Consider the following 18,062-nt stretch of genomic DNA (forward strand, 5'->3'; position numbering starts at 1 on the left):
TCGAGCCATAGGGATCGTCAGCCATGAAGTCGAGGCATTCATTCAGCGGCACCACCCTCCTCACTATCGGCGCCGCGCTCCTGACGGTCGCGCTGCTGTTCGGCGCCACGCTCGCCTGGCATGTCCACCTGGCCGGCAGTTACCACGACACCTTCGTGGTGCTTCCGGGCTGGATCGCGTGGAGCTTTGTGGGGCTCAGCGTGGTGGTGGTGTCCGCCGCTGCGGTGCTGGCCCCCACCTCCCGCGACGCGCAGGCTGCGCGGCCACGGCGTCAGGCGATGTGCGCGGCCATGCTCACGGGTGCGGCGTGGCTGATTGTCGGTGCCGCCTGGGCGGTCTTGCGGGCCGGATAGGCCCGGACCGGATAAGGTGCGCTTTCCAGAGCCAAGGCGCGGCGATGTGGCCGGTCCGGGCCGCAATCTACGTAGCCGCATCGGGACGCACTATCCGCGGGGCGCCGAAGTTCTTTCGCGATCGTCCAACGTGGCGATACAACGCCAAGCGCGACCTGCATCGACCTGCTTACCTTCCGGGCACGAAATAAGTGATCCTGCCCCCCCGGCTGCGCATGCTCTCGCCCTGCCGCCCGGTCGCGACGCATGAAGGTCGCCAAGCCCCCTATCGAAGCCAGGAATACACCGCATGGACGCTCGCAGCAGAGACACCCTCGGCGACCCGGATCTCCGGATCGCGGGACTTCGGCTATGGGTCCACAACCGCCAGTTTCCCGAATCCGAGGACTACTGGGACGGCAACTGGCTCAATGTCACCGCTGAGTGTCGGTCACCGGGTACCTCTGTCCGCGCGGATGGACCGATCGTCCATCTCGGCGAAATCCAGATGCTGATCGAGCAGCTCGAAGTTCTTTACCGGAGCCTGCACGGGGAGGCTCGACTGGAATGCATGGAGCCAAATCTGGACGTTTCGCTGCGGGCGCTGACGGGTGGCCATATCAAGGTAAGAATTTTCCTGACACCCAATCAGCTGGCGGAATCCCATACCTATACAGAATGTCTGGACCAGACCTTCCTGCCGGGCATTATCGCGGAGTGCAAGGCGATTCTCGGCAAGTTCCCGCCGAAAGAACCGAAGAGATAGACGCTGCCGGTCCAGGCCTCGCCGGGAGACATCCGTCGCTCCAAATGACGCTGCGCCCCGGGCGTCTGCTAACGTCGCATCCCTGCACTGCTGCCACCTCAGGGGACGCCATGACTCGCTTTCGCCCGACTGCACTCGCCCTCGCCGCTTGCCTGCTCGCATCGCTGCCCGCGCTGGCCGACCAGGCCAAGCCGAAGCCCTCGCTGACGCCGAAGGAGATTCTCGCCGCGTCGAAGCCGGCGGAGTGGCGCAGGCCCGATCCGCAGAACCTGCTGGTGATGACGCTGGCCGGGGGGCATCGCGTGCTGATCGAGCTGGCGCCGGATTTTTCGCCGCTGCATGCGGCGAACATCCGCACGATGGCGCATGAGCATTACTTCGACGGACTGGCGGTGATCCGCGTGCAGGACAACTTCGTCACGCAGTGGGGCGACCCCAACGACGACGACAACGCGGACCGCTCGAAGATGAAGCCGCTGGGCACGGCGAAGAAGACGCTGCCGCCGGAGTTCACCCGTCCGCTCGATCCGAAGCTGGAGTTCACCCGCCTGCCGGACGGCGACGTGTACGCGCCGCAGGTGGGGTTCTCCGAGGGCTTTCCGGTGGCGCGCGATCCGGCCAGCAAGGAGGAGTGGATCACCCACTGCTACGGCACCGTGGGCGTGGCGCGTGACGTGGGCCCGACCACCGGCAACGGCAACTCGCTGTACGCGATCATCGGCCAGGCGCCGCGCGGGCTAGACCGCAATCTGGCGGTGGCCGGGCGGGTGATCGAGGGCATGGAGTACCTGTCCGCCCTGCCCCGCGGCACCGGACCGCTGGGCTTCTACGAGAAGCCTGAGCAGCGCACGGCGATCGTGTCGGTGGCGCTGGCCGCGGACCTGCCGACGGCACAGCGCCCGCAGGTGGAGGTGCTGCGCACCGGCAGCCCGAGCTTCGCCGCGCTGATCGAGGCCAAGCGCAACCGCCGCGATGCGTTCTACACGCGGCCGGCCGGCAAGATCGACCTGTGCAGCATCAGCGTGCCCACGCGCGATATCGACGCGACGAAGTAAGCCCCGCTGCCGCGCCCCGAAACCTCAGGGCGCGCGCTGCACTTGATCGGCGGTGCGGAATACCGACACCGCCTGGCGCATGCGCTCGGCCTGCTCCTGCAGGCTGCGCGCGGCGGCTTCGGATTCTTCGACGAGGGCGGCGTTGCTCTGGGTGGCTTCGTCCATCTGGCCGACGGCGGAGCCGATCTCCTCGATGCCCTTGCTCTGCTCTTCGCTGGCCGCGGCGATCTCGTTCATCAGGCCGGCGGAGCGCTGGATGGCGTCGGCGATGCGGCGGGTGGTGTCGCCGGTGCGATCCACCAGTTCAGCGCCGGTATCGACGGTGGCGACCGCATCGCCGATCAGCTGCTTGATCTCGCGGGCGGCCGTGGCCGCGCGCTGGGCCAGGCCGCGCACTTCGGTGGCGACCACCGCGAAACCCTTGCCGTGCTCGCCCGCGCGCGCCGCCTCCACCGCGGCATTGAGCGCGAGGATGTTGGTCTGGAAGGCGATGCCGTCGATCATGCCGGCGATGTCTTCGATGCGCTGCGAGCTGGCCTTGATGTCGCCCATGGTGGTGACCACCTGGGCCACCAGTTCGCCGCCTTCCTTCGCCAGCTTGGCGGCGGCGGACACCAGCGCATCGGCCTCGCGCGCGTTGTCGGCGTTCTGGCGCACGGTGGAGGTGAGTTCCTCCATCGCAGCGGCGGTTTCTTCCAGCGAGGCGGCTTGATCCTGCGTGCGGTGCGAGAGGTCGGCGGTGCCCGCGGCGATCTGGCCGGTGGCGGTGTGGATGCTGTCGCTGGACTGGCGCACGTTCGTCACCACGTCGGCGAGGCCGACGCTGATGCCGTTGATCGCCTGCAGCAGCTGGCCGATGTCGTCGCGCCGGTCCACCGGCACCTGCGCGCTGAGGTCGCCCGCGGCGATCTTGCCGGCGGCGGTGCGGCACTCGCTCATCGGCCCACTGATGTTGCGGCGAACCAGCAGGTACACCGCCGCGGACACGCCGAGCACGGAGACGGCGCCGGCGATCCCCAGCATCGTCAGCAGTGCGGCACGCATTTCCTTTGGCAGCAGCACATAAAGCGCCAGCGCCACCGCGGCGTTGAGCACGGCGGTCGCCAGGCCGATGCGCAGCGGCATGCCGACGCTGCGCATGGCGCTCACGTCCAGCCCTACGTAGCGCGCGCCGATCACCTCGCTGCGACCGTCGAGGATCGGGTCGTAGCGGGTCATGAACTGGGTGCCGAAGATGGTCGCGTAGCCGGTGAACGATTGCTTCGCCAGCAGCAGCGACCAGGCCGGATGCGAGCGGTCGAGCAAGGTACCGATGGCGCGGCCGCCGTCCTTCTTCTTCACCGAGGTGGTGATGCGCACGAAGTCGTCGCCGCTGCGGGCGAACAGCGTGGCCGTGGCGCCGGTGTGCTCGGTGAAACGATCCGGCACGGCAAAGTTGAGGTTGAGCAGGGTGGCACCGTGGCGCAACACCGGCGCATCGCGTTCGCCGATGCGCACCGTCTCGCGACTGTCCAGCGCGAAACGTTCCGGCAGCTGTTCGGCGAACTGCCGGGCCAGCGCCTGGATGCGGGTCTTGAGCGGCACGAAAATGGAAAGCATCACGTCGATCTCCACCACGCTGGTTTGGCATCCCTGTCGGACCGTCGCGTCGGCCACCGGCTCACGCGCGAGCGCGTTGCCTGATGGCGGTTTGTCGGTGGCGACCCCGGAAACTTGAATGTGCCCCGCTCGGCAAAGTCTGCGCAAGCCGTCATCCCGGCGAATAGTGTGATGACGCGCAACGCCTTGTGCAGTGCCCCGCTCAACGATAGCCGGCGGCCTGCAGCTCGAACAGCTCGGCGTAATGCCCGCCGGCCGCGACCAGCTGCTCGTGGGTGCCGACCTCCTCGATCGCACCGTGCTGCAGCACGATGATGCGGTCGGCCATGCGCACGGTGGAGAAGCGGTGCGAGATGATCACCGCGGTCTTGCCGGCGGACAGCTCCTTGAAGCGCTGGAACACCTCGTACTCGGAGCGCGCGTCGAGCGCGGCGGTGGGCTCGTCCAGCACCAGCAGCGGCGCGTCGCGCATGTAGGCGCGGGCGATGGCGATCTTCTGCCATTCGCCACCGGACAGATCAACGCCGCCCTTGAACAGCTTGCCGAGCATCTGCGCGTAGCCCTTGGGCAACCGGGCGATCACCTCGTCGGCCATGCTGCGGCGGGCGGCGTCGGCGATGCGGGCGCGATCCTCGCGCGCCTCGATGCGGCCCACCGCGATGTTGTCCGCAGCGTTGAAGTAGTAGCGCACGAAGTCCTGGAAGATCACCCCGATGTTGAGGCGCAGATCTTCCAGGTCGTACTCGGTGAGCGGGTGGCCGTCGAGCAGGATGCGGCCCTCGTCCGGGTCGTACAGGCGCGAGAGCAGCTTCACCAGCGTGGTCTTGCCGGCGCCGTTCTCGCCCACCAGCGCCAGCACCTCGCCCGCACGCAGGGTGAAGTTGAGATGCCGCACCGCCCAGCGCTCGGCGTCGGGATAGCGAAAGCCCACGTCCTCGAACACGAAGCCCTCGCGCATCGGCCGCGGGAACGGGCGCGGGTTCGGCGGCGAGAGGATCTCCGGCTGGATGCGGAAGAACGAGAACAGGTCGTCCAGGTACAACGCCTGGCCGGCCACCTGCGAGAAGCCCACCAGCAGCGTCTCCATCAACGTGCGCAGGCGGCGGAACGAGGTGGACAGGAAGGTGAGGTCGCCGATGCTGAAGTCGCCGCGCACCGTGCGCCACGCGATGATAGCGTAGGCGGCGTAGTAGCCGATGGTGCCGATGGTGGTGAACAGTCCGCCCCAGCCCGCGCGGCGCAGCGCGATGACGCGGTTGGCGCGATACATGGCCTGCGACAGCACGCGGTAGCGATCGATCAGGAACGGGTTGAGGCCGAAGCTCTTCACCTCCTTCGCGTTGGACGCGCTGGCGCCGACCATGCGCAGGTAGTCCAGCTCGCGCCGCTCCGGCGTCCACTGGTAGTTCACCGCGTAGCTCTGCGCGTTGAAGTGGAACTCGCCCAGAAACGCCGGCACCAGCGCCACCGCCAGCAGCGCGATCAACCACGGCGCGTACACCGCCAGCCCCACGGCGAAGCTGAGCAAGGTGACGATGTCCTGCGCCTGCTGCAGCAGCTGCGAAAGCAGGCTGCCGCGCCCGGCCACCTGGCGGCGCGCGCGGTCGAGCTGGTCCTGCAGGTCGGCGTCCTCGAAATCCTCGAGATCCAGCGAGGCGGCGTGTTCCATCAGGCGGATCGAGGTGGTGTTGGCGTACAGCTCGCCCAGCAGCGAGTCGACCATCGCCACCACCCGACCCAGCAGGTCAGCCAGCACCGCCAGCGCAAACTCCAGCCCCAGCAGCAGCGCCAGATGCGCCAGCTCGCCGCCGTGCAGCCACGCGGAGAGATCGCCATGCGGCACGCCCACGCGCACCAGTCGCACCACCTCGTCGACGATCAGCTTGCCCACATACAGCGTGGCCACCGGCAGCAGCGCGCGCAGCAGACGCAGCGCCACGCTGGCCAGCGTAAGCGAGCGGCTGGTCTGCCAGATGCTGGCCAGGAACGGCGGCACGTTGCGCAGCGCGGCGAAGCGCTCGCGCAGGCTCTGCGGCGGGGGCGGCTCGTGCGGTCCGCCGCCGCGACGCCCGCCGCCGTGGGTGCGACCACCCATGCTTTGTGGACCGGCCATGGGGATTCCTTCGAAAGGGATCGGCGCAGCATGCCACGCTCCGCGTGCGGGCGCGGTGCCCGTCGCGCCCCCGCGAGTGCAGGCGCGCCCCGCTCCCAGGCTCAGGTGTTGCTGAAAGCGGGCATGCCGTGGTCCATCACCACGAAACTTTGTCACCGCATCAAGTAAGAGGTGCGGATCGGCCGCATTCGCGCGGCGGAATCGTGTGGGAGCACATACCATGACACGCAGCCGCAAGGTGCTGGTGTGGACGACGGGCATCGTGCTCGGCCTGGTGATAACGCTGGCATTGGTGGTGGCCCTGTTCGACTGGAACCGGCTCAAGCCCTTCATCGACGACAAGGTGAGCCAGGCGATCGGGCGGCCGTTCGTGATCCACGGTGACCTGAGCGTCGCGTGGCAGCGCGAACCGGAAGCCGGTGGCCTGCAGGCGCTGCTGCCGTGGCCACAGTTCACCGCGCGCGACATCACCATCGGCAATCCGGATTGGGCGAAGCAGCCACAGTTCGCGCAGCTCAAGGCGCTGCGCTTCCGGTTGTCGCCGCTGCCGCTGCTGGCGCATCGCCTCGTGGTGCCCTCGCTGCGGCTGGTGCAACCCGTCATCGACCTGGAGCGCGATGCGAAGGCGCGCAACAACTGGAGCTTCGCGCCGCCGCGCGATCACGCGTCTTCAGCGTGGAAACTGGAACTGGGCGAGGTCGGCTTCGATCGCGGCAAGGTGGCGTTCGATGACGCCGTCACGCAGGCCCGACTGGCGATCGACGTCGAGCCGCTGCAGCAGGCCATCCCCTACGCGCAGATCGTGGCGCAGACCAGCGACGACGCCCGCGCGCAGGCACGCAGCAGCGCCGGCGCGGGCAGCGGCAAGGCGCTGGCCGGCGACGACCGGGACAAGGACGCCGACGACACCGCCGCGCGCGCCAACGCCACCCGCTACCAGTTCGAGTGGCGCGCCTCCGGCACCTACCAGGGCGCGCCGGCCAACGGCCACGGCCGCGTCGGCGCCGTGCTGGCGCTGCGCCAGACCGATCGCCCGTTCCCGTTGCAGGCCCGCCTGCAGGTGGGCGATACGCACATCGTCCTGGTCGGCACGCTCACCGACCCGTTGCACCTGGGCGCGCTCGACCTGCGCCTGTGGTTTGCCGGCTCCAGCATGGCCAAGCTCTATCCGCTGCTCGGCCTCACCCTGCCCGACACGCGCCCCTACGCCACCGCCGGCCACCTGCGCGCCGAGCTGCACCGCGGCAGCGGCAGCACGTTCCGTTACGACGCGTTCCGCGCCCGCGTGGGCGACAGCGACCTGGCCGGCAACATCACGGTGACCACCGGTGGCGCGCGTCCGAAACTCACCGGCAGCCTGCACGCCACCCTGCTGCAATTCAGCGACCTCGCGCCGCTGATCGGCGCGGACAGCAACGCGCAGGACAAGCAGCGCGCCGACGGCGGATCGCAGCGGGCCGACAAGGTGCTGCCGGCAAAGCGGTTCCGCACCGAGCGCTGGCAGGCCATGGATGCCGACGTGCAGTTCGACGCCGCGCGCATCGCGCATGGCGAGGCCTTGCCGATCGACTCGCTGAGCACCCACCTGCAGTTGGACGACGGCCGGCTGACGCTCGATCCGCTGCGCTTCGGCGTGGCGAGCGGCGACGTGCGCGGCACGCTGGCGCTGGACGGCCGCCGCACGCCGATGCAGGGCCACGTCGCGCTGGCCGCGCAGCACCTCAAGCTAAAGGCGCTGTTTCCCACCTTCGAGACCATGCGCACCAGCCTGGGCGAGCTCAACGGCCGCGCCGACCTCGACGCCAGCGGCAATTCGGTGGCCGCCCTGCTGGGCAGCGCCGACGGCGAGGTGAAGCTCTTGATGAACGATGGGGCGATCAGCCGCAACCTGCTGGAAACCGCCGGCCTCAACGTGGGCAACATCATCCTCGGCAAGCTGTTCGGCGACCGCACGGTGCAGATCAACTGCGCGGCCACCGACCTGGCCGCCACCGACGGCTTGTTCCGCACGCGGCTGTTCGTGTTCGACACCGACGATGCGGTGATCAGCGTCGACGGCACGGTCAACATGGCCAGCGAGACGCTGGACCTGGACGTGAAGCCGCAGACCAAGGGCCTGCGCATCTTCTCGCTGCGCTCGCCGCTGTACGTGCGCGGCACGCTCAAGCACCCGGACGTGGGCGTGCAGGCCGGCCCGCTGGCACTGCGCGCCGGCGGGGCGATCGCGCTGGGCACCGTGGCCGCGCCCGCCGCCGCCCTGCTGGCGCTGATCTCGCCCACCCACGACCAGCCGGAAAACACCTGCCAGACCGTGCTCGGCCAGCTGCGCAGCTCGGGCAAGCTGCGGGTGAGCGAGCCGAAGAAGAGTACGCAGCCCTAGGGATGCCCTGATCAACTAGACGTAGGCGGCATGATGTTCAAAAGGCCGGCAGGGTGTGTCGCGAGGCGCCGGGCAGACTGGCCGTCTGTCCAAGCCTCGTGGCGCAGCATGACGGCCCCCTTTGATGGTGAGATTCAGCCGATTGGGCCGGCTCTGTTTGTCCACAGGCCTTCCTCGCTCCTCAAGGCCGTGACCGTCCATGGTCACTCCCCGCGTGCGGTGTGCCGGCTCAACAGACGGCCAGTCTGCCTTCGCCATCACCCCTGTGGCCTGCGAACAAACAGAGCCGGTCACGCCTGCGCCTAGTTGATCAGGGCATCCCTAACCCACCATCGCCCCCGGACGGACTATCCCCGGTTTCCGCGCCGGCTCATCCGCCGCCAGAGCCAGCGCCACAGCAGGGCGAGGGGAAACGCGAGAATCAGGAATGGCAACCCGTAACCAAGCATCCGCAGCACGTCCGCCACGCCTTCCGCAGCCTGATCGAGCATATCGCCGGCCGCTTCGGCAATTCGGCCATGCCCGGTCTCGATGTCGCGATCGCGGAAATCCAGCTCGAGACGATTGGTATCGAGTTGACGCTGTTGCGTGGCTTCCGTCGCGTGCAGAGCCTGCAATTGCTGCTGCACACTGGCCTGCTCGTGGCTGAGGGCAATGCGATCGGAGATCGAGAGATCCTTGCCGGCGGCCAATTCCTCCAGCGTATGCGCGTGGCTCTCCAGTAACGCGAGCTGCTGGCGGTTGTCCTGCACGGCGCTGGACAGATCTTCTGCCGTGGTCTGGCGGAAGCCGATGCGTCCGCCCTGTGCGGCAAGCCGGGAAAGCGGCTCCACTCCGCCGGGCGCAATCCGCACGGTGAGCGATCCGCCGTGCTCACTCTGATCGATGCGCAACACGTTGCACGCACCGAATCGCGCGTTTTCGCAGGCGGCGCGAACTTCGGTCATGCGACCGGCGATCGATGGACCGGGGAGATCGATCCGCAGCATGTGCGAATAGGCCAGCATGGCGCCGGCCTTTCCGGTCTCGCCAGCGAGAGGAGCCGGCGCGACTTCCTGCTTTCGGGAACAGCCCGCCAGCAACAGAAGAGCGCACATGCCCCAGACCAACCCGCTTCGCTTCATCTCCATGGGCTCCTCCCCTGCCGACATTGGCCAGGGCAATGTGCCACAAGAGCATGTCGCGGCCATCGCTCTGCGACGCCCCCGCCAGCGTCATACCAGCCGGAGGGTGCCGCTAGAATGGCGCACCTTCCCCGCGCCATCGTGCCCCATGCAGCCCGTCAGCAAGGCCCGCCTGCAGATCCATTTCTGTGTCCTGCTGTGGGGCTTCACCGCCATCCTCGGCAAGCTGATCTCGCTGCCGGCGCTACCGCTGGTGTGGTGGCGCATGTTGCTGGTGGCGGGGTCGCTGCTGCTGGTGCCGCGGGTATGGCGCGGACTGCGCGCGATGCCGGCGCCGCTGCGCTGGGCGTATGCGGGCATCGGCGTGCTGGTGTCGCTGCACTGGCTGAGCTTCTACGCGGCGATCAAGTTGTCCAATGCGTCGGTGGGCGCCACCTGCATCGCGCTGGGGCCGGTGTTCCTCGCCTTCATCGAGCCGTGGATCGCGCGGCGGCGCTTCGACCCGCGCGAGCTGATCATCGCCGCGGCGGTGGTGCCGGGCGTGGCGATGGTGGTGGGCGGCGTGCCGCACGGCATGCGCATGGGCATCGCGGTGGGCGCGCTGTCGGCGCTGTTCGTGGCGTTGTTCAGCGCGTTCAACAAGCGGCTGGTGGATCACGGCGATCCGCTCACGGTGACCTGCCTGGAGCTGGGTACCGGCACGCTGTTCCTCACTGCGCTGGCGCCGCTGATGCCCCATGCCGGGAGTGCATTCGTGCTGCCAGGCGCGCACGATGCGCTGCTGCTGGTGCTGCTGAGCTTCGGCTGCACCCTGCTGCCGTTTGCGCTGGCACTGGTGGCGCTGCGCCACCTGAGCGCCTTCGGCATCCAGATGGTGACCAACCTGGAGCCGGTGTATTCGATCGTGCTGGCGATCGTGCTGCTGGGCGAGCAGCGCGAGCTGCACGCGTGGTTCTACGTGGGCGTGGCGGTGATCCTGGGCGCGGTGTTCATCCACCCGCTGCTGCACCGGAACCCGCGCGAGCCGGCCCAGCCCGAGCTGCTGGGCACCGCCGAAAACCACGGCATCGTGGAGTAGGCCGGCGGGCACCGCGGCGCCCCGTATACTGGCGCACCCGGCCCGCCGTGATCGCCATGAACTACCGCCACGCCTTCCACGCCGGCAACTTCGCCGACGTTCTCAAGCACACCGTGCTGCTGGCGCTGATCGAGGCGCTGAAAACCAAGCCCGCTCCGTTTGCCTACATCGACACGCACGCCGGCAGCGGCTGCTACGCGCTGGACGGGCGCGAGGCGGGCAAGACCGGCGAGTACAAGGACGGCATCCACCGCCTGCTGTTTCCCGACATGGGCGCCACCGACGCCGCCTCGGCCGCGCTGCCGCCGCTGCTGCGCCGCTGGCTGGACGACATCCTCGCCCTGCCCGGCAACGAGGACGGCCTGAAGCTCTATCCCGGCTCGCCGCTGCAGGCGGCCCGTGCGCTGCGCGAGGGCGACAGCGCACAGTTGTGCGAACTGCATCCGGAAGAGGCCGCGCGCCTGCGCGAGCTGTTCCATCGCGACGCGCGCGTGCACGTGCATCACCGCAACGGCTACGAGGCGCTGAAGGCGCTGGTGCCGCCGAAGGAGAAGCGCGGCCTGGTGCTGATCGACCCGCCGTACGAGGCGCAGGAAGCCGAGTACCGGCTGATCGAGCAGGCACTGAAGGGGGCGATCGAGCGCTGGCCCACCGGCATCTACGCGGTGTGGTACCCGATCAAGCTGCGCAGCCAGGTGCAGCCGTTCCTGCGCGGCCTGCAGCACGGCATCGCCCGCCGCGTGCTGCGCGCCGAGCTGCTGGTGCATCCGGACGACTCGCCGCTGCGCCTCAACGGCTCCGGCATGGTGATCCTCAACGCGCCGTGGAACCTCGACCAGGCCCTGCGCGAGCCGCTGCGGGCGATGGCGCGGCTGCTCGGCCAGGGCCAGCCGGCCGAATGGAAGCTGGACTGGCTGGCCAACGACAGCGCCGAGGCGATCGCCGCGGCCCCGCCGCCGCGTCGCCCGCCGCCGCCGCGTTCAGCCCGTCCGCGCTAAGCTGCGCCCATGTCCAGTGCGGCGGTGCGCCTGCCGCGTTTGGACATCCATCGTGTCAGCGCCGTGCCATCCTGCCGCCCGTCAAGGAATCCCGCCATGCGCCTCCTTCACCGCCCCCTGCTTGCCTCGATCGCGCTGCTGTCCCTGGCCGCCTGCGCGCCCGCACCGATCTACAAACCCGCGCCCGACGCGGTGGCCGCCGTGCCGTTCGAGGTGGCCCGCTCGCCGGAACGCTTTGCCAACGGCAGCGTGATCTGGGGCGGCCGCGTGGTTGGCGTCAACAACCTCGCCGACCGCAGCGAGATCGAGATTCTGGCCTACCCGCTCGATTCATCGCAGCGGCCGAAGGTGGGCGATACCGGCAACGGGCGCTTCATTGCCGTCATGCACGGTTTCGTCGAACCGATGGCCTACCCCGACGGCGCGCTGGTCACGGTGGCCGGCAAGCTCAACGGCAGCCGCGCGGGCAAGGTCGGCGAGGCCGACTACGTGTTTCCGCTGGTGAACGTGACGCAAGCGCACGCTTGGACGGCCGAAGAGATGCGGTCCGGCCGCAGCAACGTCCATTTCGGCGTGGGCCTGGGCGTCGGCATCCGCTGAAGCCCCAGGGCGCGGCGCAAGGAGCTGCGCCGCCGCTACACTGTGCGGCCGCAATCCGGTGATGGAACGCCCGCATGTCCGGCCACGCCAATTCGCTCAAGGCGATCTTTCTCGCGCTCGGCGCGAACTTCGCGATCTTCGTGTCCAAGCTGGTGGCCGCACTGGTCACCGGCTCGGGCGCGATGCTGGCCGAGGCCGTGCATTCGCTGGCCGACTGCGGCAACCAGGGCCTGCTGCTGCTGGGCATCCGCCAGACCAAGCGGCCGCCGTCGGATGAGTTTCCGCTCGGCTGGGGCCGGGCGATGTACTTCTGGTCGTTCCTGGTCGCCATCCTGCTGTTCAGCGTGGGCGGCATGTTTTCGGTCTACGAGGGCGTGCACAAGCTCGGCCATCCCGAGCCGCTGAAGTGGCCGTGGCTGGCGCTGGGCGTGCTGGTGTTCGGCATCGTCGCCGAGAGCATCTCGATGCGCGGTTGCATGCAGGAAGTGAACAAGGCACGCGGCGACCAGCCGCTGTGGACGTGGTTCCGCGAGACGCGTTCCAGCGAGCTGCTGGTGATCTTCGGCGAGGATCTCGCCGCGCTGTTCGGCCTGTGCCTGGCCGCATTGGCGATCGGTGCCACCATGCTCACCGGCAACCTGATGTATGACGCCATCGGTACGCTGGCCATCGGCGTGCTGCTGCTGGTGGTGGCGGTGCTGCTGGCGGTGGAAGTGAAGGCGCTGCTGATCGGCCAGGGCGTGGAGCCGCGCCGCCGCGCCGAGCTGCTCACGTTCCTCAAGAGCCGCCCGGAAGTGGCCGAGGTGCTCAACCTGATCACCCTGCAGATGGGCCCGGACGTGATGGTGGCGGTGAAGGCGAAGATGGAACCGGCCAGCTCCGACCGCGGCCTGATCGATGCAATCAACGCAGTGGAAGCGGCGATGAAGGTCGAGTTCACCGACATCCGCTGGAGCTTCTTCGAGCCCGACGTCACCGACTGACGGGGCGGCTCAACCCTTGGGCTGCAGCAGGTCCCAGCGGTTGCCGTACAGATCCTCGAACACCACCACGGTGGCGTAGACCTCCTCGCGCGGATCATCCAGGAAGCGCACGCCGGCCTCCTGCATGCGGCGGTAGTCGCCCCAAAAGTCGTCGGTCGCCAGGAACAGGAATACGCGCCCGCCCGCCTGGTTGCCGATGGCGGCGCGCTGCTCCGGCGTCACCGCACGCGCCAGCAGCAGACCGGTGCCCCGCGAACCGCGCGGGGCGATCACCACCCAGCGCTTGTCGCCGCCCAGCGGCGTATCCTCCCTCAGGTCGAAGCCGGCGATGCGCACGTACCAGTCGATGGCCTCGTCGTAGTCGTGCACCACAAGACTGAGCTGGGCGAGGGTCTGGGGCATGGTGCGGTCCGCTGTGGTTGGTTGCCGCAGCGCGGCGGGAAGGGAAGAACCATCATCGCACGGACGCCCGGGAAACCGCCTCACACAAGGCTCCAAAGGCGGATGCCGGACCATACCAGTGCGCCCGACATTCATGCTGCATCGCACTAAATACGGTAAAGTATGGACATGAACGCCCAGCTTGCCATGCTCCCGACTACCCTCGCCGCCGCCCTCGGGGCGATGCCGCCGCGCAGTGCGGAACGCTTCGCTCCACGCCTTGCCGGCGGCACGCCCGCCAGCCACGGTGAGCCCGTGCGCACCCACGACGGCCGCAGCCTGTTCCTGCGCGGCATCCGCCCGGACGACGTGGCCGCGCTGCAGCGCTGCTTCACGCGGCTATCGCCGGAAGACATCCGCCGCCGCTTCCTGCACGCGATGTCCGAGCTGCCTGATTCGATGGCGCATCGCCTGTGCAACATCAATCCGGCGCTGGAGACCGCCTTCGTGCTGATGGACGAGTCGGTGGAGCCGGCCGAGATGCGCGGCGTGGGCCGCATCTACGTCGACGAGTCGGCCGACAGCGCCGAGTTCTCGGTGCTGGTGGAACACGACTGGAGCCGCCGCGGCCTGGGCGCCCTGCTGATGCAGCGCCTGGTCGACGACTGCCGCCGCCGCGGCCTGCACGAGATATGGGGCTACGTGCTGATGGAAAACCGCCCGATGCTGGAGCTGTGCAAGGAGCTCGGCTTCCAGCGGCGACCGGCCATCGACGAACCCGGCACCGCACAGATCTCGCTCAAGCTCTAGCCGCGCACCTGTAGGAGCCCGCTTGCGGGCGATGCTCTTGGCTCTGCATGTCGAATCAGAGCGAAAGGCATCGCCCGCAAGCGGGCTCCTACAGCGGTGGACGCGGCTGCAAGCTGCCGCCCGGCCCGCCGGCACGCTCGCAGTACACTTGTGCGCTTTACCCGCGCGTCCCGCGCGTCGACGAGCCCCGCGCCAGTCCATGCCCGCTTCCAGCCCCACGATCACCCACCCGCCGCTTCCCACCACGCCGCGCCAGCGCCGCTACTGGACGCCGCCGCACGGCTCCGCGCGCGCGCTGCTGATCGCCGAGGCGGCGCGTTCGCACAGCGGCCTGCTGGTGGCGGTGACGCGCGATACCCAGCGTGCGTCCGCGCTGGAGGACGAGCTCAAGCTGTTTGCCGGCAACCTGCCGGTGCTGCACTTCCCGGACTGGGAAACCCTGCCCTACGACATCTTCAGTCCTCACTCGGACATCGTCTCGCAGCGGATCGCCACGCTGTACCGGCTGCCCTCGGTGAGCCGCGGCGTGCTGGTGGTGCCGGTGGCCACGCTGATGCAGCGCATCGCCCCGCGCAGCCACATCACCGGCGCCGGCCTGATGCTGGCCAGGGGCCAGAAGCTGGATCTGCTGGCCGAGCAGCGCCGGCTGGAGTCGGCCGGCTACCGCTACGTGCCGCAGGTGGCCGAGGCGGGTGACTTCGCCGTGCGCGGCGCGCTGATCGACATCTTCCCGATGGGCGCGGCCGAGCCTTACCGCATCGAGCTGTTCGACGACGAGATCGAGTCGATCCGCAGCTTCGATCCGGAGACGCAGCGCTCGCAGCAGCCGGTGGAAAAGGTGGAGCTGCTGCCCGGCCGCGAGTTCCCGCTTACCGAGAACGCCGCCAAAGATTTCCGCACGCGCCTGCGCGAGCGCTTCCCGATCGACATCCGCCGCTGTCCGCTTTACCAGGACATGAAGGAGGGCGTGACGCCCGGCGGCATCGAGTACTACCTGCCGCTGTTCTTCGAGCAGACCGCCACGCTGTTCGATTACCTCGCCAGCGATGCATTGTTCGTGCTGGGCGAAGGGGCCGGCGAGGCGGCCGAGCAGTTCTGGACGCAGACCGCCGAACGCTACGACCAGCGCGCGCACGACATCGAGCGTCCGGTGCTGCCGCCCGCCGAGCTCTACCTCTCGCCGGAGCAATTGCGCGAGCAGTGGAACAAACGCCTGCGCGTGGAGATCGTCCCCTCCGGCCACGAACACAGCGTTGACGCCGGCACCCAGCCGGCGCCCGAGGTGCCGCTGAACCGCAAGGGCGAGGAGCCCGGCACGTCGCTGCGACACTTCCTCGCCAGCTACAAGGGCCGCGTGCTGGTCGCCGCCGATTCGGCGGGGCGGCGTGAGTCGCTGATCGAGCAGCTGGCGGCGGCGGGGATGAAGCCGACGAACGTGGAGAGCTGGAGCGCATTCCTCGGAGTGGCCGCGCCTGCTCCCTCTCCCCTGACGCAGTCGGGGGAGAGGGCTGGGGTGAGGGGGGCTTCTGGCTCCGCTCACCTCGAGAGCAAGAGCGGCCCCCTCACCCCAACCCTCTCCCCCGGCGTGGCCGGGGGAGAGGGAGCCGCATCACGCAAGGCCGGGGCAGAGGGAGTAGAGACCCGCTTCGCCATCACCATCGCCCCGCTGGAGCAGGGCTTCGCGCTGAGCAAGCCGGCCATCACCGTGCTCACCGAGCGCGAACTGTTCGGCGAGCGCGTGCGCAGCGAGCGCAAGCGCCGGCGCGGCCAGGCGCGCGATCCGGACGCGATCATCCGCGACCTCACCGAGCTCTCGATCGGCTCGCCGATCGTGCACGTCGACCACGGCGTGGGCCGCTACCAGGGTCTGGAGTCGATGGAGCTCGGCGGCATGCAGGGCGAGTTCCTGATCATCGAGTACGCCAAGGGCGACAAGCTGTACGTGCCGGTGGCGCAGCTCGGCCTGGTCAGCCGCTACTCCGGCACCGCACCGGAGCTGGCGCCGCTGCATTCGCTGGGCGGCGATGCGTGGGAACGCGCGCGCCGGAAGGCCGCTGAGAAAGTGCGCGACGTCGCCGCCGAGCTGTTGGCGATCTACGCCCAGCGCGAGGCGCGCGGCGGCGAGTCGATGGCCGTCGATCGCCAGCTGGTGGAGGAATTCGGCGCCAGCTTCCCGTTTGAGGAAACGCCCGACCAGGAACAGGCGATCGACGCGGTGCTGGCGGACCTCGCAGCACCGCGCGCGATGGACCGGGTGATCTGCGGCGACGTGGGCTTCGGCAAGACCGAAGTCGCCCTGCGCGCCGCCTTCGCCGCCGCCACCGCCGGCAAGCAGGTCGCCGTGCTGGTGCCGACCACGCTGCTCGCGCAGCAGCACTATCGCAACTTCGCCGATCGCTTCGCCGACTGGCCGGTGAAGGTGGACGTGCTCTCGCGCTTCCGCTCCACCAAGGACGTCAACGAGGCGCTCAAGCGCCTCGCCGACGGCCAGATCGACGTGATCGTGGGCACCCACAAGCTGCTGCAGCCGGACATCAAGTTCAAGAACCTCGGCCTGGTGGTGGTGGACGAGGAACAGCGCTTCGGCGTGCGCCAGAAGGAGCAGCTGAAGAAGCTGCGCGCGGAGGTCGACCTGCTGACCATGACCGCCACGCCGATCCCGCGCACGCTGAACATGGCGATGGCCGGCCTGCGCGACCTGTCGCTGATCACCACGCCGCCGGCGCACCGCATGGCGGTGCGCACCTTCGTGGCGGCATGGGATCCGGCAACGATCCGCGAGGCGTTTCAGCGCGAGCTGTCGCGCGGTGGACAGGTGTACTTCCTGCACAACGAGGTCGAGTCGATCGAGCGCACCGCGCGCGAGCTGCAGGAGCTGATTCCCGAGGCGCGCATCGGCATCGCCCACGGCCAGATGCCCGAGCGCGAGCTGGAAAGCGTGATGGCGGATTTCCATCGCCAGCGCTTCAACGTGCTGGTGTGCACCACGATCATCGAAACCGGCATCGACATTCCCACGGCCAACACGATCATCATCAACCGCGCCGACCGCTTCGGCCTGGCGCAGCTGCATCAGCTGCGCGGTCGCGTCGGCCGCTCGCACCACCGCGCGTATGCCTACCTGGTGGTGCCGGACCGCAAGTCGATGACACCCGATGCCGAGAAGCGGCTGGAAGCGCTGGCCTCGCTGGAGGAACTGGGCGCCGGCTTCACGCTGGCCACCCACGACCTGGAGATCCGCGGCGCCGGCGAGCTGCTGGGCGACGAGCAGTCCGGCCAGATCCAGGAGATCGGCTTCGGCCTCTACACCGAGCTGCTCGACCGCGCCGTGCGCGCGCTGAAGAGCGGCAAGGTGCCGGATTTCGACCTCAGCTCCGAGCACGAGACCGAGGTCGAGCTGCACCTGCCGGCATTGATCCCGGACGACTACCTGCCCGACGTGCACGCGCGCCTGACGCTGTACAAGCGTATCGCCAGCGCCAAGAGCGACGAGCACCTGCGTGACCTGCAGGTGGAGATGATCGATCGCTTCGGCCTGCTGCCCGAGCCGACCAAGACGCTGTTCGCGCTGGCCACGCTCAAGCTGATGGCCACGCCGCTGGGCATCCGCAAGCTGGACTTCGGCCCGAACGGCGGGCGCATCCTGTTCCGCGAGAAGCCCGAGGTGGATCCGCTGCTGATCATCAAGCTGATCCAGAGCTTGCCGCGGGTCTACAAGCTGGAAGGCCAGGACAAGCTGAAGGTGACGCTGGACCTGCCCGGCACCACCGAGCGCATCCGCAGCGCGCAGGAAGTGCTGATCATGCTCGGCGCGCGGCGGCCGTCCTGAGGCGATCCGGCAAG

Annotated in this window: 14 protein-coding genes; 10 read left to right on the forward strand and 4 right to left on the reverse strand. The window is 68.9% G+C overall.

Annotated features, from left to right (window positions below; all coding sequences use genetic code 11):
- Window positions 1-23 precede the first annotated feature (23 nt).
- From ISP17_RS07235 to ISP17_RS07245, 3 genes are all read left to right on the forward strand, one after another.
- Window positions 24-353, forward strand: a complete 330-nt coding sequence (locus ISP17_RS07235) for a hypothetical protein (protein WP_404631577.1) — start codon at window positions 24-26, stop codon at window positions 351-353.
- Between the two features lie 289 nt (window positions 354-642).
- Complete coding sequence (locus ISP17_RS07240) at window positions 643-1,098, forward strand: WapI family immunity protein (RefSeq protein ID WP_404631579.1); 456 nt, start codon at window positions 643-645, stop codon at window positions 1,096-1,098.
- Window positions 1,099-1,208: 110 nt separating this feature from the next.
- The gene (locus ISP17_RS07245) at window positions 1,209-2,153 is read left to right on the forward strand and encodes a peptidylprolyl isomerase (protein WP_404631581.1); all 945 of its coding nucleotides are present in this window, start codon (window positions 1,209-1,211) and stop codon (window positions 2,151-2,153) included.
- A 24-nt stretch (window positions 2,154-2,177) separates the two neighbouring features.
- On the opposite strand, the gene ISP17_RS07250 is transcribed toward ISP17_RS07245, so the two are convergent.
- Both ISP17_RS07250 and ISP17_RS07255 read right to left on the reverse strand, forming a co-directional pair.
- Window positions 2,178-3,752, reverse strand: coding sequence for a methyl-accepting chemotaxis protein (locus ISP17_RS07250; RefSeq protein ID WP_404631583.1), 1,575 nt, complete (start codon window positions 3,750-3,752; stop codon window positions 2,178-2,180).
- A 202-nt stretch (window positions 3,753-3,954) separates the two neighbouring features.
- Window positions 3,955-5,865: an ABC transporter ATP-binding protein gene (locus ISP17_RS07255; RefSeq protein ID WP_404631585.1), complete on the reverse strand. Its 1,911-nt coding sequence runs from the start codon at window positions 5,863-5,865 to the stop codon at window positions 3,955-3,957.
- A gap of 220 nt (window positions 5,866-6,085) precedes the next feature.
- Here ISP17_RS07255 and ISP17_RS07260 point away from each other — a divergent pair, with 220 nt between their 5' ends.
- Entirely contained in the window at window positions 6,086-8,245 is a 2,160-nt protein-coding gene (locus ISP17_RS07260) for an AsmA family protein (RefSeq protein WP_404631587.1), read from the forward strand.
- A gap of 347 nt (window positions 8,246-8,592) precedes the next feature.
- Here ISP17_RS07260 and ISP17_RS07265 read toward each other — a convergent pair whose 3' ends face one another.
- Complete coding sequence (locus ISP17_RS07265; protein ID WP_404631589.1) at window positions 8,593-9,375, reverse strand: DUF4349 domain-containing protein; 783 nt, start codon at window positions 9,373-9,375, stop codon at window positions 8,593-8,595.
- A gap of 142 nt (window positions 9,376-9,517) precedes the next feature.
- On the opposite strand from ISP17_RS07265, the gene ISP17_RS07270 reads away from it, so the two are divergent.
- The 4 genes from ISP17_RS07270 (at window position 9,518) to ISP17_RS07285 (ending at window position 13,028) form a co-directional block, all read left to right on the forward strand.
- Window positions 9,518-10,447, forward strand: coding sequence for an EamA family transporter (locus ISP17_RS07270; RefSeq protein WP_404631591.1), 930 nt, complete (start codon window positions 9,518-9,520; stop codon window positions 10,445-10,447).
- A gap of 56 nt (window positions 10,448-10,503) precedes the next feature.
- Window positions 10,504-11,445 (forward strand): 23S rRNA (adenine(2030)-N(6))-methyltransferase RlmJ, encoded by a 942-nt coding sequence (locus ISP17_RS07275; RefSeq protein ID WP_404631593.1) that lies wholly within the window; start codon window positions 10,504-10,506, stop codon window positions 11,443-11,445.
- Window positions 11,446-11,541: 96 nt separating this feature from the next.
- The gene (locus tag ISP17_RS07280; RefSeq protein ID WP_404631595.1) at window positions 11,542-12,045 is read left to right on the forward strand and encodes a Slp family lipoprotein; all 504 of its coding nucleotides are present in this window, start codon (window positions 11,542-11,544) and stop codon (window positions 12,043-12,045) included.
- A 74-nt stretch (window positions 12,046-12,119) separates the two neighbouring features.
- A complete protein-coding gene (locus tag ISP17_RS07285) occupies window positions 12,120-13,028 on the forward strand; it encodes a cation diffusion facilitator family transporter (protein WP_404631597.1) in 909 nt (302 codons plus the stop codon).
- A 9-nt stretch (window positions 13,029-13,037) separates the two neighbouring features.
- Here ISP17_RS07285 and ISP17_RS07290 read toward each other — a convergent pair whose 3' ends face one another.
- Window positions 13,038-13,430: a VOC family protein gene (locus tag ISP17_RS07290; protein WP_404631599.1), complete on the reverse strand. Its 393-nt coding sequence runs from the start codon at window positions 13,428-13,430 to the stop codon at window positions 13,038-13,040.
- A 168-nt stretch (window positions 13,431-13,598) separates the two neighbouring features.
- On the opposite strand from ISP17_RS07290, the gene ISP17_RS07295 reads away from it, so the two are divergent.
- Together ISP17_RS07295 and mfd are read left to right on the forward strand one after the other, a co-directional pair.
- The gene (locus ISP17_RS07295; RefSeq protein ID WP_404631601.1) at window positions 13,599-14,219 is read left to right on the forward strand and encodes a GNAT family N-acetyltransferase; all 621 of its coding nucleotides are present in this window, start codon (window positions 13,599-13,601) and stop codon (window positions 14,217-14,219) included.
- A gap of 199 nt (window positions 14,220-14,418) precedes the next feature.
- Window positions 14,419-18,048: a transcription-repair coupling factor gene (mfd, locus tag ISP17_RS07300; RefSeq protein ID WP_404631603.1), complete on the forward strand. Its 3,630-nt coding sequence runs from the start codon at window positions 14,419-14,421 to the stop codon at window positions 18,046-18,048.
- The last annotated feature ends 14 nt before the right edge of the window (window positions 18,049-18,062 follow it).

The sequence above is a fragment of the Dyella ginsengisoli genome (genome assembly GCF_044904665.1).
Lineage (GTDB): Bacteria > Pseudomonadota > Gammaproteobacteria > Xanthomonadales > Rhodanobacteraceae > Dyella_A > Dyella_A ginsengisoli.

Coding starts and splice junctions, on each gene's coding strand:
- ISP17_RS07235 (WP_404631577.1), top strand. CDS start 24: ATGAAGTCGAGGCATTCATTCAGCGGCACCACCCTCCTCACTATCGGC.
- ISP17_RS07295 (WP_404631601.1), top strand. CDS start 13,599: ATGAACGCCCAGCTTGCCATGCTCCCGACTACCCTCGCCGCCGCCCTC.
- ISP17_RS07270 (WP_404631591.1), top strand. CDS start 9,518: ATGCAGCCCGTCAGCAAGGCCCGCCTGCAGATCCATTTCTGTGTCCTG.
- ISP17_RS07240 (WP_404631579.1), top strand. CDS start 643: ATGGACGCTCGCAGCAGAGACACCCTCGGCGACCCGGATCTCCGGATC.
- ISP17_RS07260 (WP_404631587.1), top strand. CDS start 6,086: ATGACACGCAGCCGCAAGGTGCTGGTGTGGACGACGGGCATCGTGCTC.
- ISP17_RS07290 (WP_404631599.1), bottom strand. CDS start 13,430: ATGCCCCAGACCCTCGCCCAGCTCAGTCTTGTGGTGCACGACTACGAC.
- ISP17_RS07250 (WP_404631583.1), bottom strand. CDS start 3,752: ATGCTTTCCATTTTCGTGCCGCTCAAGACCCGCATCCAGGCGCTGGCC.
- ISP17_RS07265 (WP_404631589.1), bottom strand. CDS start 9,375: ATGGAGATGAAGCGAAGCGGGTTGGTCTGGGGCATGTGCGCTCTTCTG.
- ISP17_RS07255 (WP_404631585.1), bottom strand. CDS start 5,865: ATGGCCGGTCCACAAAGCATGGGTGGTCGCACCCACGGCGGCGGGCGT.
- ISP17_RS07245 (WP_404631581.1), top strand. CDS start 1,209: ATGACTCGCTTTCGCCCGACTGCACTCGCCCTCGCCGCTTGCCTGCTC.
- ISP17_RS07275 (WP_404631593.1), top strand. CDS start 10,504: ATGAACTACCGCCACGCCTTCCACGCCGGCAACTTCGCCGACGTTCTC.
- ISP17_RS07285 (WP_404631597.1), top strand. CDS start 12,120: ATGTCCGGCCACGCCAATTCGCTCAAGGCGATCTTTCTCGCGCTCGGC.
- mfd (WP_404631603.1), top strand. CDS start 14,419: ATGCCCGCTTCCAGCCCCACGATCACCCACCCGCCGCTTCCCACCACG.
- ISP17_RS07280 (WP_404631595.1), top strand. CDS start 11,542: ATGCGCCTCCTTCACCGCCCCCTGCTTGCCTCGATCGCGCTGCTGTCC.